At 62.3% G+C, this 15,461-nt stretch carries 14 protein-coding genes and 1 pseudogene; 12 read left to right on the forward strand and 3 right to left on the reverse strand.

All coding sequences use genetic code 11. The features are described 5' to 3' along the window. Nucleotides 1-92 precede the first annotated feature (92 nt). From HPDFL43_RS01235 to HPDFL43_RS01245, 3 genes are read left to right on the forward strand one after another with little or no spacing between them, the layout of a single operon-like run. Nucleotides 93-1,868, forward strand: coding sequence for an ABC transporter ATP-binding protein (locus tag HPDFL43_RS01235; protein WP_084594758.1), 1,776 nt, complete (start codon nucleotides 93-95; stop codon nucleotides 1,866-1,868). Beyond that, entirely contained in the window at nucleotides 1,865-2,695 is an 831-nt protein-coding gene (dapB, locus tag HPDFL43_RS01240; protein WP_007199734.1) for a 4-hydroxy-tetrahydrodipicolinate reductase, read from the forward strand. Before HPDFL43_RS01235 ends, dapB begins: the two co-directional genes overlap by 4 nt. Nucleotides 2,696-2,739: 44 nt before the next feature. Beyond that, a complete protein-coding gene (locus tag HPDFL43_RS01245; protein WP_007199735.1) occupies nucleotides 2,740-3,375 on the forward strand; it encodes a 2,3-bisphosphoglycerate-dependent phosphoglycerate mutase in 636 nt (211 codons plus the stop codon). 10 nt (nucleotides 3,376-3,385) lie between these two features. Here HPDFL43_RS01245 and HPDFL43_RS01250 read toward each other — a convergent pair whose 3' ends face one another. After that, on the reverse strand, nucleotides 3,386-4,267 hold the full coding sequence (locus HPDFL43_RS01250; protein ID WP_007199736.1) for a methylated-DNA--[protein]-cysteine S-methyltransferase: 882 nt from the start codon (nucleotides 4,265-4,267) through the stop codon (nucleotides 3,386-3,388). A 78-nt stretch (nucleotides 4,268-4,345) separates the two neighbouring features. Continuing rightward, nucleotides 4,346-4,813, reverse strand: coding sequence for a DUF2244 domain-containing protein (locus tag HPDFL43_RS01255; RefSeq protein ID WP_007199737.1), 468 nt, complete (start codon nucleotides 4,811-4,813; stop codon nucleotides 4,346-4,348). A 61-nt stretch (nucleotides 4,814-4,874) separates the two neighbouring features. On the opposite strand from HPDFL43_RS01255, the gene nth reads away from it, so the two are divergent. The 5 genes and pseudogenes from nth (at nucleotide 4,875) to HPDFL43_RS01275 (ending at nucleotide 7,232) form a co-directional block, all read left to right on the forward strand. After that, nucleotides 4,875-5,708, forward strand: a complete 834-nt coding sequence (nth, locus tag HPDFL43_RS01260; RefSeq protein ID WP_007199738.1) for an endonuclease III — start codon at nucleotides 4,875-4,877, stop codon at nucleotides 5,706-5,708. Nucleotides 5,709-5,715: 7 nt separating this feature from the next. Further along, on the forward strand, nucleotides 5,716-6,456 hold the full coding sequence (locus HPDFL43_RS01265; RefSeq protein ID WP_007199739.1) for a class I SAM-dependent methyltransferase: 741 nt from the start codon (nucleotides 5,716-5,718) through the stop codon (nucleotides 6,454-6,456). Then, nucleotides 6,456-6,614: pseudogene (locus HPDFL43_RS22185) on the forward strand (endonuclease III); the annotation flags it as partial. The gene HPDFL43_RS01265 and the pseudogene HPDFL43_RS22185, both read left to right, overlap by 1 nt. Nucleotides 6,615-6,666: 52 nt before the next feature. After that, the gene (locus tag HPDFL43_RS01270; RefSeq protein WP_007199740.1) at nucleotides 6,667-6,948 is read left to right on the forward strand and encodes a ribbon-helix-helix domain-containing protein; all 282 of its coding nucleotides are present in this window, start codon (nucleotides 6,667-6,669) and stop codon (nucleotides 6,946-6,948) included. Next, nucleotides 6,945-7,232, forward strand: coding sequence for a type II toxin-antitoxin system RelE/ParE family toxin (locus HPDFL43_RS01275; RefSeq protein WP_007199741.1), 288 nt, complete (start codon nucleotides 6,945-6,947; stop codon nucleotides 7,230-7,232). Before HPDFL43_RS01270 ends, HPDFL43_RS01275 begins: the two co-directional genes overlap by 4 nt. Before the next feature lie 44 nt (nucleotides 7,233-7,276). Here HPDFL43_RS01275 and HPDFL43_RS01280 read toward each other — a convergent pair whose 3' ends face one another. After that, nucleotides 7,277-7,978: a sulfate transporter family protein gene (locus HPDFL43_RS01280; protein WP_040449483.1), complete on the reverse strand. Its 702-nt coding sequence runs from the start codon at nucleotides 7,976-7,978 to the stop codon at nucleotides 7,277-7,279. 235 nt (nucleotides 7,979-8,213) lie between these two features. On the opposite strand from HPDFL43_RS01280, the gene HPDFL43_RS01285 reads away from it, so the two are divergent. The 4 genes from HPDFL43_RS01285 to murJ all read left to right on the forward strand — a co-directional run bounded on the left by HPDFL43_RS01285 (nucleotide 8,214) and on the right by murJ (nucleotide 15,410). Further along, nucleotides 8,214-9,326 (forward strand): peptidase C39 family protein, encoded by a 1,113-nt coding sequence (locus tag HPDFL43_RS01285; protein ID WP_040449484.1) that lies wholly within the window; start codon nucleotides 8,214-8,216, stop codon nucleotides 9,324-9,326. Beyond that, nucleotides 9,319-10,776: a RimK family alpha-L-glutamate ligase gene (locus HPDFL43_RS01290; protein WP_007199744.1), complete on the forward strand. Its 1,458-nt coding sequence runs from the start codon at nucleotides 9,319-9,321 to the stop codon at nucleotides 10,774-10,776. The genes HPDFL43_RS01285 and HPDFL43_RS01290 overlap by 8 nt, the downstream gene beginning before the upstream one ends. Before the next feature lie 210 nt (nucleotides 10,777-10,986). Next, entirely contained in the window at nucleotides 10,987-13,848 is a 2,862-nt protein-coding gene (locus HPDFL43_RS01295) for a [protein-PII] uridylyltransferase (protein ID WP_007199745.1), read from the forward strand. Next, nucleotides 13,845-15,410 (forward strand): murein biosynthesis integral membrane protein MurJ, encoded by a 1,566-nt coding sequence (gene murJ / locus HPDFL43_RS01300; RefSeq protein ID WP_007199746.1) that lies wholly within the window; start codon nucleotides 13,845-13,847, stop codon nucleotides 15,408-15,410. The genes HPDFL43_RS01295 and murJ overlap by 4 nt, the downstream gene beginning before the upstream one ends. Nucleotides 15,411-15,461 lie beyond the last annotated feature (51 nt).

The raw sequence follows: 15,461 nt of genomic DNA on the forward strand, positions 1-15,461 counted from the left end.
GCGGCAAAGCCCCGGCATCGACCGGCGGCCTGATAGGACAAGGCAACGTGGCGCGCGGCAGAAACATCAGGGACGATGTCGAATCGCTAACCATGGTGATCCGCAGGATCATCCGTGAAAACGGCCGCGATTACGTCAAGACCTACATATTCGCCGCCTTCTGTCTGGTCCTAGTCGCAGCCTCCACCGCCTTCATGGCCTGGATCATGGAAGCGGTCATCAATGAGGCCTTCGCCAAGAAGAATGCTGATGTGATCTGGCTCATTTGCGGCTCGGTGCTTGCTGCATTCGTGATCCGGGGCGCGGCCTCCTATGGCCAGGCGGTGGCGCTGGCGCAGGTTGGCAACAATCTTGTCGCCCGCTACCAGCAGCGGCTGATCGATCACCTGATGCGGCTCGGCGTGGGCTATTTCGGTGAAACCCGCTCGGCGCAGATCGCCGCGCAAATCAGCCAGAATGTCGCCGGCATTCGCGATGTGATGAACCTCACCATCACCTCTTTCGCGCGCGATCTGCTGACGCTGATTGCACTTATTGTCGTCATGATCACCAAGGATCCTTTGCTGAGCCTGATCGTCTTTGTCGGGGCTCCGCCGATTCTCATCGCGCTGCGCTACATCTCCAAGCGCCTCAGAAGCGCCACGCGGGAATCCATCGATATCAACAGCCGTGTGCTCAGCGCCATGCAGGAAACCGTGCAGGGCATCACCATCGTCAAGGCGTTCACGATGGAATCCCAGATCAGCGAGCGGACATCGCATCTGATCGGCTCGGCAGAGGAGCGCTCCAACCGCATCGCACGTCTCACCGAACGCACCTCGCCATTGACGGAAACCGTGGCGGGCCTGGCGATTTCGGGCGTCATCGCCTATGCCGCCTACCGCTCGATCTATGACGACGTGCTCCCGGGCGCGTTCTTCTCCTTCATCACCGCACTTCTGCTTGCCTATGATCCGGTTCGGCGGCTGGCGCGGCTGCAGATCAACCTCGAACGCGCAGTCGTCAACGCGCGGATGATCTACGAGATCCTCGATGAAGAGCCCACGCAGGGAGACCGCTCCAGCGCGGTCGAGATCGAAATCCCGCACGGTGAGATCGAGTTCCGCGATGTCGGCTTTGCCTATGGCAATGGCGAGAAGGTGCTCGATGGTGTCAGCTTTACCGCTGAAGCGGGCAAGACCACGGCGATTGTTGGCCCCTCCGGCGCGGGCAAATCCACGCTGATCAGCCTGGTGCCGCGGTTCTACGACCCGTCTTCGGGCCAGGTGCTGATCGATGGCGTCGACATTGCGGACGTGACCAAGGGGTCACTGCGCCACCAGATCGCCTATGTCTCCCAGCAGGCCTGGCTGTTCGAAGGCACCATTCGTGACAATTTGCGCTATGCAAGGCCCGATGCCACCGATGCCGAGATCGAGGACGCGGCAAAGCTGGCCCATGCCCATGACTTCATTCTCGGCCAGCCCCAGGGATACGACACGCCGCTGGGTGAAAACGGCGCCAACCTGTCCGGTGGTCAGCGCCAGCGCATCTCGATTGCCCGGGCGCTGGTGCGCAACGCGCCGATCCTGCTGCTCGACGAAGCCACCTCTGCGCTCGATAATGAATCCGAGGCCGCGGTCCAGAAGGCGCTCGAAAGCGCGATGCAGCACCGCACGGTTCTGGTGATCGCCCACAGGCTTTCAACCATCGCCAAGGCCGACAAGATCGTGGTGATGCAGGCGGGTCATGTGGTCGAAAGCGGCAGTCACGCTGAACTGAGCGACACCACGGACGGCCTTTACGCGAGGCTCCAGGCCTTCAGCGAGACCGACGTTGTGGATGCGGGCAAGGCAAAGAAGGCCAAAAAAAAGGGAAACAAGTCATGAGCGCGATGCCGGACAGCATGGGTCTGATTGTGGTTGGTGCGGCAGGCCGCATGGGCCAGTCGCTGATCCGCGCCATCACCGAGATCGACGGAGCGCATCTCGCCGGCGCCATCGAACGGCCGGGATCAGCTGCACTTGGCAAGGATGCGGGCGAACTTGCCGGTGTCGGGCCGAACGGGGTCGCGATCACGGATGATGCGCTGACGGTTTTCGCCAAGGCCGAAGGTGTGCTCGATTTCACCGCGCCTGCAGCCACGCTCGAATTTGCCGAGCTGGCCGCCCAGGCCCGCATTGTCCATGTCATTGGCACCACCGGCATGGGCGAGAGTGACGAGGCCAAGCTGCATGCCGCCTCACGCCATGCCCGCATCGTCAAATCCGGCAATATGAGCCTCGGCGTCAATCTGCTTTCGGTGCTGGTGCGCCAAGCGGCAAAGGCACTTGCCGCCGGTGACTGGGACATCGAGGTGCTGGAAATGCACCACCGCCACAAGGTCGATGCACCTTCGGGCACCGCGCTGCTGCTCGGCGAGGCTGCAGCGGAGGGCCGCGATATCGGCCTGGGACAGCATTCTGTCCGGGTCCGCGACGGCCACACCGGCCCGCGCGAGCCGGGCACCATCGGCTTTGCCACCTTGCGCGGCGGTTCGGTGGTCGGCGAGCACTCTGTGATCATCGCCGGCGAGGGCGAAACGGTTGAGTTGACCCACAAGGCCACCGACCGCTCGATCTTTGCCCGCGGCGCCGTTCGTGCTGCGCTCTGGGCGCGGCCCCAGAAGCCCGGCTACTACTCCATGCTTGATGTGCTTGGTCTTTCCGACCACTGATCGAAACCGCCTGAGACCAAACCGCCTGAGAAAGGGAAATCACCATGTCCGGAACACTCGTCCTTGTCCGCCACGGCCAAAGCGAATGGAACCTGAAAAACCTGTTCACGGGCTGGAAGGATCCTGATCTCACCGAGCTCGGTGTCGAGGAAGCCAAGACCGGCGCCCAGGCGCTGAAGGAAACCGGCCTCAAGTTCGATGTTGCTTTCACGTCCAACCTGATCCGCGCCCAGCGCACGCTCGACCTGATCATGGACGGCATCGGCCAGACCGATCTGCCGGTGATCCGCGATGAAGCCCTCAACGAGCGCGATTATGGCGATCTCGCAGGTCTCAACAAGGATGACGCGCGCAAGAAATGGGGCGAGGAGCAGGTTCACATCTGGCGCCGCTCCTACGACGTGCCGCCGCCCGGTGGCGAAAGCCTCAAGGACACCGGCGCCCGCGTCTGGCCCTATTACATGACCGAGATCCTGCCCCGCGTGCTGCGCGGCGAGACCGTTCTGGTCGCAGCCCATGGGAATTCCCTGCGCTCGCTCTTGATGATCCTCGACCGCCTCGATCGCGAACAGATCCTCTCGGTCAACTTGGCCACCGGTGTACCCATGGTCTACAAGCTCAACGCCGATTCCACCGTCGCCTCGAAAGAGGTGCTGGGCGACATGTCCAAGGCGCATTGAGCCTGGATCATCAGCCCGACTGCAAGCAGCCACTCTCCCAGCCGAGCATCGCCCGTTTGCGGGTGATGCCCCAGTGATAGCCGGTCAGAGCACCGGATTTGCCCAGCGCCCGGTGGCACGGCACCACGAAGGAAATCGGGTTGCGCCCGACCGCAGCCCCCACCGCGCGCGAGGCCGACGGCTTGCCGATTTCCGTTGCGACATCGGAATAGGTCTTCGCAGTTCCCAGCGGAATGCGCAAAAGCGCCTCCCACACCCGGACCTGAAAGTCGGTGCCGATCATGACGATCCGCAAGGGCTGGTCGGCGCGCCATTGCGCGGGCGAGAACACCCGCTCCACATAGCCCGCCGTGGCTGCCTGATCGGCGCTCAGCACCGCACCGGGCCAGCGCCGCGCCATGTCCTCAAGTGCTGCGGCCTCCTCGCCGGGATCGGCAAAGGCCAGCCCGCACAGCCCGCGCTCCGTTGCCATCACCAGCGCAATGCCAAAAGGCGAGGGGTGGTAGCCGTAGCGGATCTCGAGCCCCGCGCCGCCGCTCTTGAAATCCCCCGGGCTCATCGCCTCGTGGGTGACAAACAGATCATGCAGCCGCCCGGGGCCTGAAAGCCCTAGCTCATAGCTGGCGTCGAGCAGCGGCAACCCCTCGTGTCCAAGCAGCCGGCGGGCGTGATCGAGCGTCACCGCCTGCAGAAATGCTTTTGGCGTCAGACCGGCCCAGCGGCTGAAGGTCTTTTGAAGCTTTCCCGGCGCAACATCGAGATCCGAGGCGATCTCCTCCAGCGAGGGTTGTGCCCGGAAATCGAGCGAGATCCGCTCGATAGTCTGGCGCACCAGGTCGTAATCCTCGTTCTTCGGGGTGATGTCGCGGTCAAGTTGTGCGGTGATGGTCATGGCAAGTCTCCTTGCCCCACTCAACCATGCGCCGCTCAGCCCCGCCACCCGAAACGCGCCGCACCCCCAAAAAGGATCTCAGCGCTTGACGGTCGCCAATGCGCGCTGAAAGGCGGAGGCAAAGCTTTCCTTGTCGTCGGGATTGAGAAACATGCCGACGTCGGTGCGGCGGCCTTCGCCGGTGATCTGCATCTGGGTGATGCCGATCTCCTCATGCCGGTCGATGTTGAAGCGCGCCCAGAACGGATTGAACCTGTGCTCGACGGCGCGGCCCGAGGGTGCGACCTTGCGCACGGTGAGGTCGGTGCGCGACACGCTAACAAATTCGCGCGTCCGGCCCGAGCGGTAGCTCAGCCAGAAGGCGCCGAACAACAGCGCCAGATCGAGCCCGAAAAATCCGATGACCGGCCAGGCGCCAATCACGGCAAACAGGAACATGTGGGCAACAGTCAGCGCCGTGGTGATGGCGACCAGCGCGATCAACCCGTTCCGCCCCAACGAGCGGTGCGGGCTCAACACAGCCTCGAAAACCGGTTCCTCGTTCATTTGCACTGTGCACTCCCGCTCGCGGTTTGCCACTTCCCTACATCCTGATTATAGGCAAGGAATGGAAAAGCCCAAGAGCCCGAAACCTGCCAAAACGCCGCGCGTCTCTGCCGCTAGGGCAAAAGCGCCTGCTGCAACCGCGGCAAAGACTGCTGCCGCCAAGCCCCGGACAAAGCCAAAGCCGAAGACCAAACGCGCCGCCCGCAGGCGCAAGAACCCCTACAGCGAGGCGGAAATCCGCGAGATTTTCCGCCGTTTCTCGGTCCAGCGGCCCGAGCCCAAGGGCGAGCTCGAGCATGTCAATCCGTTCACCCTGGTGGTTGCGGTCGCTCTCTCCGCGCAAGCCACGGACGCCGGCGTCAACAAGGCAACGCGGGGCCTGTTCGCCCTTGCCGACACGCCCGAAAAAATGCTCGCGCTCGGCGAAGACAAGGTCCGCGACCTGATCAAGACCATCGGGCTCTACCGCAACAAGGCCAAAAATGTCATCGCGCTCAGCCAGAAGCTGGTTGACGATTTCGGCGGCGAGGTGCCGCGCACCGAGGCGGAACTGGTCACCCTGCCGGGCGTTGGCCGCAAGACCGCCAATGTGGTCAGGTCAATGGCCTTCGGGATTCCAACGCTCGCCGTCGACACCCATGTGCTGCGCATCGGCAACCGGCTCAACATCGCCCCGGGCAAGACCCCCGACGAGGTCGAGGCAGCCTTCCTCGCGATCATCCCCGAGGATTATCTGTTCCACGCCCACCACTGGCTGATCCTGCATGGCCGCTACTGCTGCAAGGCCCGCAAGCCGGAATGCGAACGCTGCGTTATCGCAGATATCTGCAAGTCACCGGAAAAGACCGTCGATGTGCCAGCGCCGCTGGTGGAGCTGCCTCAGCAGATTGTGTGAGGACCCCATGACCGAGCCCTTGTTCCACAATCCCGATTTCACCCGTTTCTACGATGCGGAGAATCCCTGGGACACGGACAAGGAGTATTGCCTCGCGCTGGCGAAGAATGCCGGGTGTGTTCTGGATCTGGGTTGCGGCACGGGGGAACTGGCGACGGTGCTTGCCGATGGCCGCCGCGTGACTGGCGTCGAGCCGGCGGCCGCGATGCTTGACCATGCCCGACGGCGGCAGGGCGCGGAGCGTGTGCGCTGGGTCGAGGCCGATGCCCGCAGCGTCCGACTGGACGAAACCTTCGATCTCATCGTCATGACCGGCCACGCCTTCCAGTGCCTTCTCACCAAGGACGACCAGCAGGCGCTCTGCGCCACCATCGCAGCCCACCTGGCGCCGGGCGGCACCTTCATCTTCGACAGCCGCAATCCGGCCGTGGAGGAATGGCGGCAATGGACGCCCGATCAGTCACGCCGGATGCTCGATGTTCCCGGTCTTGGCGAATTCGAGACCTGGCATGACGCCCGCTTCGATCATGACACCGCAATCGCCGCCTATGACACCGTCTATTGCGATCAAAGAACCGGCCAGACATGGCAGGCCACCTCGCGCATTTTGTTCGCCAGCCAATCACAGATCGCCACAGCCATAGAGTCTGCGGGTTTGAAGGCTCACCGCTGGATGGGCGACTGGACCGGCGGCCCGATGACCGAAACATCTCCCGAAATCATACCGGTGGGTGGGCTGGCGGGGTGATCCGGCACGGCCGTTGCTGCAAGGCCCGCAAACACGAATGCGAGCGCTGCATCATCGCCGAAATCTGCAAGTCGCCGGAAAAGACGGTTGATTTGCCCGCACCGCTGGTGGGGCTGCCTCAGCAGGTTGTGAAAGCGAGTTCTCGTCGTCATCAGTGATTCTTGAAATTGGTAGGAAACTTGCCTACCATTAAGCGAAGGAGCTGACCCGATGGCAAATGTCGAGAAAATCAGTGTTGCCTTGACGCCCGAAATGGCAATGACCATGCGTCAGGCTGTCGAATCCGGTGAATATGCGTCCGCAAGTGAAGTCATGCGCGAGGCCATGCGGGAGTGGCATGCGCGCCGCACCGAGCGCGAACAGGCGCTGGTGCAGTTGGGACGCCTCTGGGACGATGGTGTGGCCAGCGGCGAAGCCATTGACGGTGAGGCGGCGTTTGAGCGGATCAGGCAGTCGCTAGACGCCAGGATTGGCAAGGGCGGGTCCCTGTGAGCTTCAGGCTCACACCGCGGGCCGAAGCCGACATCACTACCATCGCGCTCTATATCGCTGAAGACAACCCGGCAGCCGCGGTTCGCTGGTATGAAGACATGTTGCGCCACTGTCGAAACCTGGGCGAAGCGCCTGAACTCGGCGTCGCACGGCCGGACGTGCGGCCCGATCTCAGAACATTCCCGGCCGGGAGCTACATGATCCTTTATCGCATGATTGCCGAAGGCGCGGAGATCGTCCGCGTTGTTCATGGCGCGCGCCAATGGCAGAAGCTGTTAGACTAAGGCAGCGACTTGAGCGTCCCAACATCGGTGTGCCGACTCACCCATCACCCCGCCTTCCCCGCAATCATCTTGTGCAGATGCACCATCATGCCTGCCGCAAACATCGGTGTGAGCAGGTTCAAAAGCGGCACCGACAGGAAGGCCGCGATAATCAGGCCGGCGAAGAAGATCGTGGTTGAATTGCGCGCTCTCAGCCGCTTGGCATCTGCCGGGCTCATGAAGCGCATGGCGGCGAATTCGAAATATTCCCGGCCCAGCAGGTAGCCATTGACCAGGAAGAAGGCGGCGATGTTGATGCCGGGCACCAGGAGCAAGAGCAGCGCCACGATGTTGCCGAGGCCCACGACCAGCAGAAAGCCCAGCGACTGCTTGACCGACTGGCCAAGCGGCATCGGGCGTCCGGGCGTCTCGCCGGGGTAATCGCGGACCTCGATCACATCGGCAATCTCGTCGAGAAACAGCCCCGCCATCACCGCCGTCACCGGGGCGATGAACAGGGCAAGCACCAGCGCCAGCCCGACCCCGGCGATGATCGCGGCGATCGTTCCCGCCCAGCCTGCCCAGTCCGGCAGTCCGGGCAGCAGAGAGTCGAGCCAAGGCATCGCCATGATGGCAAAGATCTCGCCAAGGCCGAACCACAGCCCGATCAGCAACAGGATCGTCAGCCCCAGGGATTTGAACAGCACCGATCGTGATGCAGGCAGGAGAAGGTTGGATCCAGCCAGTCTGGCTGCTTCGAAGATCATGGCAGGCTGTTCCTTTTGCGCCGCTGGGATCGAATCCGGCTGACATTGTGTGGCGGTTTCGCGGCCTGTTTCCATGTGGGGATTGTGCCTCGCCGCGTCAACTTCCGGCCCGGATTGCAGCCTGGTTTGCGGGCGCAGATTTCCACTGACAAAGCGACACAAATCAGCCATGATCTGCGCGCTTGAAGGTTTTGCCACAGACGGCTGTGGTGGCCTCTTTTTTTCCGGATTTTCCATGTCCGCACCGCGGATTCGCCCTGCTGCCATCTCTGACATCGATGCGCTCGATGCCATCGAGCGTTCTGTGTTCGTGTCCGACCGGATTTCCCGGCGCTCCTTTCGCACCTTGATCGACCGGCCAACCGCTGAAACGATAGTCATCGAAACAGGTGGCGAGGTCCGCGGCTATGCGATGATCCTGTTTCGCGCGGGCGCGGCGCTGGCCCGGCTCTATTCGCTGGCAGTCGCCCCCGGACAGGCTGGCAAGGGCTACGGCAGGGCCCTGCTTGCCGCGGCCGAAACTGCCGCCATGGACCATGACCGCATCCTGCTGCGCCTTGAAGTCCGCGAGGACAATGCGGCGGCGATCCCGCTTTACAAGAATGCAGGCTACCGCCGCATCGGCCGGGTCGCCGACTATTATGAAGACGGCATGGCGGCGCTGCGTTTCGAGAAACTGTTGCGTGGCCCGGAAGCACCGGATGTGGCGACGCCGTTCTACGAGCAGACGGCCGATTTCACCTGCGGCTCCGCCTGCCTGCTGATGGCGCTGGCCAGCTTCCGGTCACCGGAATTCCTGGATCCGGTCTGGGAAATCCGGCTCTGGCGCGAGGCCACCACCGTGTTCATGCTGTCTGGCCCGGGCGGCTGCGAGCCGTTCGGCCTCGCCATGGTGGCGCGCGAACACGGCCTTGATCCGGAGGTCTGGTGCTCGACCAGTGACATGCTGTTTCTCGAAACCGTCCGCGATCCGGAAAAGCGCCGGGTTATGGAACTGGCTCAGACCGATTTTCGCGCCCGTGTCGCCCGGGCAGGAACCCCGGTGCACTATGAAGCCTTCGGACTCGACTGGCTCCGCGCCCGGCTGGCCGAGGGGCATGTCGTCATCATTCTGGTCAGCGGCTATCTGATGATGGGCAAGAAGGTGCCGCACTGGGTGCTCGCCCATGGCGATGACGGCCGCCACATCTTCGTTCATGACCCCTGGGTCGAGGACGAATGGGGCGAGACCGCCGCCGACGCCGCCAACATTCCGCTTCCTTATGCCATTTTCGACCGCATCGCCTGTTTTGGCCGTTCCGGCCTGCGCGCCGCCGTTCTCATCAAGGGAAAATCACCCGATGTCTGACTGGGTTATCCTCGCCACCACGCTTGCGAGTTTCGATCACGCCGCAACAGCCCACAAGGTTCTCACAACGCGCGATTATCTCGCCCGACCGGAGCTGTTCCGCGGTGCCCGGCCCAACATCATCAACCTGTCGCGCTCCTACAGCTACCAGAGCCGAGGCTATTACGCCTCGCTGCTGGCGGCGGCGCGGGGCCAGCGGGTGATCCCCTCTGTCGAGACCATTATCGATCTCTCCGCGCGCAAACTGTATGAAAACGCCATCCCCGAGCTCGAGGATGCGCTCAACAAGGCCATTTCAGCCGGGCCGGATGAGGCCGCGCCCGCCCGGCTCCGTGTGTTCTTTGGAACCAGCGCCGATCCGCGTTTCGAGCGTTTCTGCCGACTGCTGTTTGACTGGTTTCGCGCGCCGGCTCTGGAGGTGACGATCAAGCCGGGCTCCTGGTCATCGATCCCGCGCATCGCGCTTTTGCCGCTTGGCAAGTTTGATGGCGCCGACAAGGAGGTTTTCTACGCGGCCATGGCGCGTTACACGGCGCGGCAATGGAAGGATGCCAAGTCCCGCGCTCCGGCGCGCTTCAGCTTTGCCACCCTGGTCGATCCCTCCGAGGAAATGCCGCCATCAACCATTGACAGCCTCAAGCATTGGGCACGCATTGCCGCCCGAATGGGTGTGTCGGTGGAACCTATCACCCGCAAGGATCTGCCGCGGTTGGCCAATTTCGATGCGCTCTTCATTCGCGAAACCACCTCGATCTCCAACCACACCTACCGCTTTGCCCGCCGCGCCCAGCAGGAAGGCATGCCGGTGATCGATGATCCGGTCTCGATGATCCGCTGCACCAACAAGGTCTATCTCGATGAGCTGATGGCTGCGAACGGCATTCCGGTTCCGCCCACCGTGATGCTGATCGGCCCGGAGGATTTTCAGCGCGCCGCTGATCAGCTTGGCTTTCCAATGGTCCTCAAGGTGCCCGATTCCTCCTTCTCGCGCGGCGTCTCCAAGGTCGGCTCAATGGAGGAGCTGAGAAAGCTTGCCGGCGCATGGCTCGCGGACTCCGAGGTGTTGATTGCCCAAGCTTACATGCCCACCAGCTTTGACTGGCGAATCGGGGTTCTGGGTGGCAAGCCGTTGTTCGCGGTCCAGTATCTCATGGCCAAGAAGCACTGGCAGATCGTCAAGCATGACACCGGCGGAAAGCCGCTTGAAGGCGGTTTCAAGCCCTTCACCCTGGCGCAGGTGCCACCGCTCGTGCTCGACACCGGCCTGCGTGCCGCCCGCTCGATTGGAGACGGGTTTTATGGCGTCGATCTCAAGGAAACCGATGACGGCGTCTTCGTCATTGAGGTCAACGACAACCCCAATCTCGAACATGGTGTCGAGGACGCGGCCGAAAAGGACGAGGTCTGGACCCGGCTGACCAACTGGTTCATCGAGCGAATTGAGGGCTGAAGGCCCGGGTGGGTCTGCCCCTGTTGCTGGCTTGAGAAAAAGGCTATAGCAGCCGCGGCCATTGCAAATCGGGCTCGGCCGAATCGCTGCTATGCCGGACACATGGCCGTGACACGGGTTCTGCCCTCGCCGGCTTCATTGGTTCCGATAGAGCGCGATTTGCGAAATGGCCCGCCGTGCCTATCCATGCCCGTGACCAGGACTGTTTGAATGCCAAATCCCGCCGAAAACAAACTCCGCCTCGAAGAAGTCGTTGACCCGGCGGTCTTGCGTGCAAGCCTCGATACCATTGCGGATAATCACGGCGGCGCGACGCCTGCCGCCCGCCAAGCGGTTCTGGCGGAAGTCAAGCGGGTCAATGCCGCGGGCCGGGAGCGTGCCAGGGCGATGCTCTCTGACGATGGCGGCGGGACGCTGTGTGCCCGGCGGATCTGTCATCTGCAGGATGTGATCACCGAGGCGCTGTATGACTATGCCAGCGTCCATGTCTACCGTGTCGAAAATCCTTCCAAATCCGAACGCATGACCGTGACCGCAGTCGGTGGCTATGGCCGCGGCACGCTGGCGCCCGGCTCCGACATCGACCTGCTGTTCGTGCTGCCCTACAAGAAGACGCCGTGGACCGAGCAGGTTGTGGAATGGATCCTCTATGTTTTGTGGGACATGGGGCTCAAGGTGGGGCACGCCACTCGCAATGTTGATGAATGCATCAGGCTCGCGCGATCGGACATGACCATCCGCACCGCGATTCTCGAGGCGCGTTTTCTCTGCGGCGAAAAGACCCTGTTCGACAATCTGGGTGCCCGCTTCGACAAGGAAGTGGTCGAGGGAACCGGACCGGAATTCATTGGCGCAAAGCTCGCCGAGCGCGATGAACGCCACCGCAAGGCCGGTGACACCCGTTATCTTGTCGAACCCAACGTCAAGGAGGGCAAGGGCGGGCTGCGTGATCTCAACACGCTGTTCTGGATCGCAAAGTATTTCTACCATATCCGCGACACCGCCGAGCTGGTTGGCCTCGGTGTGCTGTCACGCCGTGAGCTCGCGCTGTTCGAAAAGGCCGAGGATTTTCTCTGGGCGGTGCGTTGCCACATGCATTTCCTCACCGGCAAGGCCGAGGAGCGGCTCTCCTTCGACATTCAGCGCGATATCGCCGAAGGTCTCGGCTATCATGACCATCCCGGCCTTTCCGCCGTTGAGCGTTTCATGAAGCACTATTTTCTGGTCGCCAAGGATGTTGGCGACCTGACCCGCATCTTCTGCGCCGGGCTTGAGGACCAGCAGGCCAAGACAGCACCCGGTCTGAGCGGTGTCATGAGCCGTTTTGCCAGCCGCCCGCGCAAGATCCCAGGCACGCTGGATTTCATCGAGGACAAGGGCCGGATCAATCTCGCCGACGCCGATGTTTTGAAGCGCGACCCGGTCAACATCATCCGGCTGTTCCATCTCGCCGATATCCGTGAACTCGAGTTCCACCCCGATGCCCTCAAGCGCGTCACCCGCTCACTCAGATTGATCAACACCGAACTGCGCAACGACGAAGAGGCCAACCGGCTGTTCCTGTCGATGCTGACTTCGAAACGGCATCCGGAGATCATTCTGCGGCGCATGAACGAGGCCGGCGTGCTTGGCCGCTTCATACCCGAATTCGGCAAGATCGTCTCGATGATGCAGTTCAACATGTACCATCACTACACGGTCGATGAGCACCTGCTCAGGACCGTGTCGGTGCTTTCCGGCATCGACAAGGGCCTTGAAGAGCGCGAGCATCCGCTGGCGTCCAAACTGTTTCCCAGCATCGAGGAGCGGGAAGCGCTTTATGTGGCAGTCTTCCTGCACGACATCGCCAAGGGCCGCCCCGAGGACCATTCAACGGCTGGCGCGAAGGTGGCGCGCAAGCTCTGCCCCCGCTTCGGGCTCTCACCCAATCAGACCGAGCTGGTGGCCTGGCTGGTGGAAGAACATCTCACCATGTCGATGGTTGCGCAGACCCGCGATCTCAATGACCGCAAGACAATTACCGATTTCGGCGAGAAGGTCCGCACGCTCGAGCGTCTCAAGATGCTTCTGGTTCTGTCCGTCTGCGACATCCGCGCCGTTGGCCCCGGTGTCTGGAATGGCTGGAAGGGGCAATTGCTGCGCACGCTCTACTATGAGACCGAGCTGATGCTGTCCGGGGGCTTCTCCGAAGTTTCACGCAAGGAGCGCACTGCCCACGCCCGCCAGGCGCTCGGCGAAGCCCTCAGTGACTGGACCGAAAAGGACCGCAAGGCCTATCTCAAGCTGCACTACGAACCCTATCTGCTGGCCGTGCCGCTCGAGGAGCAGGTGCGCCATGCCGCCTTTGTCCGTGATGCCAACAAGGCCAAGAAGCAGCTCGCCACCATGGTGCGTACCCATGCGTTCCATGCCATCACCGAAATCACGCTGTTGTCTCCGGACCACCCGCGGCTTCTCTCGATCGTCACCGGCGCATGCGCTGCAGCCGGCGCCAACATCGCCGATGCTCAGGTCTTCACCACATCCGATGGCCGTGCCCTGGACACCATCCTGATCAACCGTGAACTGCCCGATGATGAAGACGAGCTGCGGCGCGCCAAGTCGATTGGCCGGATGATCGAGGACGTGCTGGCCGGCAAGGCCCATATTCCGGAGGTGATCGCCCGCAAGAACCGCGGAAAGCGCAAGACGAAGCCTTTCACGGTGAGACCGCAGGTGACGATCTCCAACGCATTGTCGAACAAGTTTACCGTGATCGAGCTCGAGTGTCTCGACCGTCCGGGCCTGTTGTCGGAGATAACCTCGGTGCTGTCCGATTTGTCGCTCGACATCGCGTCGGCGCACATCACCACCTTTGGCGAGAAGGTGGTCGACACCTTCTACGTTCGGGATCTGGTCGGAATGAAGATCACCAACGAGAACCGCCAGACCAACATTGTCGCGCGGCTCAAGGCGGTTCTGGCCAAGGAAGATGACGAACTGCGTGACCAAATGCCCCCAGGCATGATCGCACCGCACGGTTCGACCCGCCGGACCCGCACAACGGCAGCCAAGGCGGAAACCGGCGCATGAGCCTGATCGGCAAATTCGCAAGCGTTGGCTCTGCCACCATGGCAAGCCGGGTGCTCGGGTTTGTGCGCGAGGCGATGATCGCGGCCTTTCTGGGCGCGGGTCCGGTGGCCGATGCCTTCTACGCGGCATTCCGCTTCCCCAATTTGTTCCGCCGGCTGTTTGCCGAAGGCGCATTCAACGCTGCCTTTGTCCCCCTGTTTGCAAAGGAAATCGAAGGCGGCGGGCAACAGGCTGCCAAACGCTTTGCCGAGCAGGTACTCTCGGTTCTGGTCTTGACCCTTTTTGCGTTGAGCGCTTTGGCGATGATTTTCATGCCGTTTCTGGTCGGCACGGTGATCGCCCCGAAATTCGCCGGGGATCCGGCCAAATTCGATCTCACCGTGCAGCTGGCGCGCATCATGTTTCCCTATCTCGCGGCCATGAGCCTGGTTGCGATGCTGGCGGGCATTCTCAATTCCTTGCGCCGCTATTTCCTTGCCGCGCTGGCCCCGGTTCTGCTCAACATCGTGCTCGTCTCGGGACTGATTATGTCCGGATATCTCGATCTGGCCGCACCCCAGATCGGTGTTGTGCTGGGCTGGTCGGTCACGATTTCGGGCGTCCTCCAGCTTGGCCTGTTGGTCTGGGCTCTGATGCGTGAGGGCTTCACCCTGGGACTCGTGCGCCCGCGCCTGACCCCGGCGGTCAGACGGCTTCTGTGGCTGGCGCTGCCCGCGGCGGTGACCGGTGGTATCACCCAGATCAATCTTCTGGTCGGGCAGATCATCGCGTCGGGTCAGGCCGGTGCGATTGCGGTGATCAACTATGCCGACCGGCTCAACCAGTTGCCACTCGGCGTGATTGGCATCGCCATCGGGGTGGTGCTGCTGCCCGAATTGTCCCGTGCTCTTCGGGCCGGTGACGCCAAGGAAGCGCAGCATCTGCAAAACCGCAGCCTTGAATTCGGCCTCGCGATCACGGTACCCGCTGCCGTTGGCCTTGCGCTGCTGCCCGAACCGATCATTGCGCTGGTGTTCGAGCGTGGCGCGTTCACCCGCGAAACGACCCTTCTGACATCCACCGTGCTGGCGGCCTTCGCGCTCGGCCTTCCCGCCTTCGTGCTGACCAAGATTTTCACGCCGGCCTTCTATGCGCGTGAAGACATGCGCACGCCGCTCTGGGCGTCGGTCGTGTCGGTTGTCCTCAACATTGCCGGCAGTCTGATCCTGTTTCCGCGCCTGGGTGTGACCGGCATTGCCATTGCCACCAGCTTCGCGGGTTGGGTCTCGGTGCTCTTTCTTGGCCAGAGGCTTGTCTCAGGCGGATTGTTCCGCCCCTCGGGTCAGACGGTGAAACGGATCGGGCTGATCCTCGTTGCTGCGGCGTTGATGGGCAGCCTGCTCTGGTGGGTGGAAGCCAGTTTCCCGCAATTCCTGCTTGAGGGCACGCTGCTGGTGCGCCTGGTGTCGGTATTCATCACCGTTATTGCGGCAGTTACTGTCTATTTCGGCTTTGCCTTCCTGACCGGCGGGCTTGACCGTGCCGAGTTCGCGAGGCTGTTCAAACGCCGCAAAAGCGTCTGAAACCGGTTTTCAAAGAGCGTAGATCTTGACGTGGGCGTGGCTCCCCCGCAT

The organism is Hoeflea phototrophica DFL-43 (assembly GCF_000154705.2).
Classification (GTDB): Bacteria; Pseudomonadota; Alphaproteobacteria; order Rhizobiales; family Rhizobiaceae; genus Hoeflea; species Hoeflea phototrophica.

Coding starts and splice junctions, on each gene's coding strand:
- HPDFL43_RS01265 (WP_007199739.1), top strand. CDS start 5,716: ATGACCGAGCCCTTGTTCCACAATCCCGATTTCACCCGTTTCTACGAT.
- HPDFL43_RS01280 (WP_040449483.1), bottom strand. CDS start 7,978: ATGATCTTCGAAGCAGCCAGACTGGCTGGATCCAACCTTCTCCTGCCT.
- HPDFL43_RS01255 (WP_007199737.1), bottom strand. CDS start 4,813: ATGAACGAGGAACCGGTTTTCGAGGCTGTGTTGAGCCCGCACCGCTCG.
- HPDFL43_RS01295 (WP_007199745.1), top strand. CDS start 10,987: ATGCCAAATCCCGCCGAAAACAAACTCCGCCTCGAAGAAGTCGTTGAC.
- HPDFL43_RS01250 (WP_007199736.1), bottom strand. CDS start 4,267: ATGACCATCACCGCACAACTTGACCGCGACATCACCCCGAAGAACGAG.
- nth (WP_007199738.1), top strand. CDS start 4,875: ATGGAAAAGCCCAAGAGCCCGAAACCTGCCAAAACGCCGCGCGTCTCT.
- HPDFL43_RS01290 (WP_007199744.1), top strand. CDS start 9,319: ATGTCTGACTGGGTTATCCTCGCCACCACGCTTGCGAGTTTCGATCAC.
- HPDFL43_RS01235 (WP_084594758.1), top strand. CDS start 93: ATGGTGATCCGCAGGATCATCCGTGAAAACGGCCGCGATTACGTCAAG.
- murJ (WP_007199746.1), top strand. CDS start 13,845: ATGAGCCTGATCGGCAAATTCGCAAGCGTTGGCTCTGCCACCATGGCA.
- HPDFL43_RS01270 (WP_007199740.1), top strand. CDS start 6,667: ATGGCAAATGTCGAGAAAATCAGTGTTGCCTTGACGCCCGAAATGGCA.
- HPDFL43_RS01285 (WP_040449484.1), top strand. CDS start 8,214: ATGTCCGCACCGCGGATTCGCCCTGCTGCCATCTCTGACATCGATGCG.
- HPDFL43_RS01245 (WP_007199735.1), top strand. CDS start 2,740: ATGTCCGGAACACTCGTCCTTGTCCGCCACGGCCAAAGCGAATGGAAC.
- dapB (WP_007199734.1), top strand. CDS start 1,865: ATGAGCGCGATGCCGGACAGCATGGGTCTGATTGTGGTTGGTGCGGCA.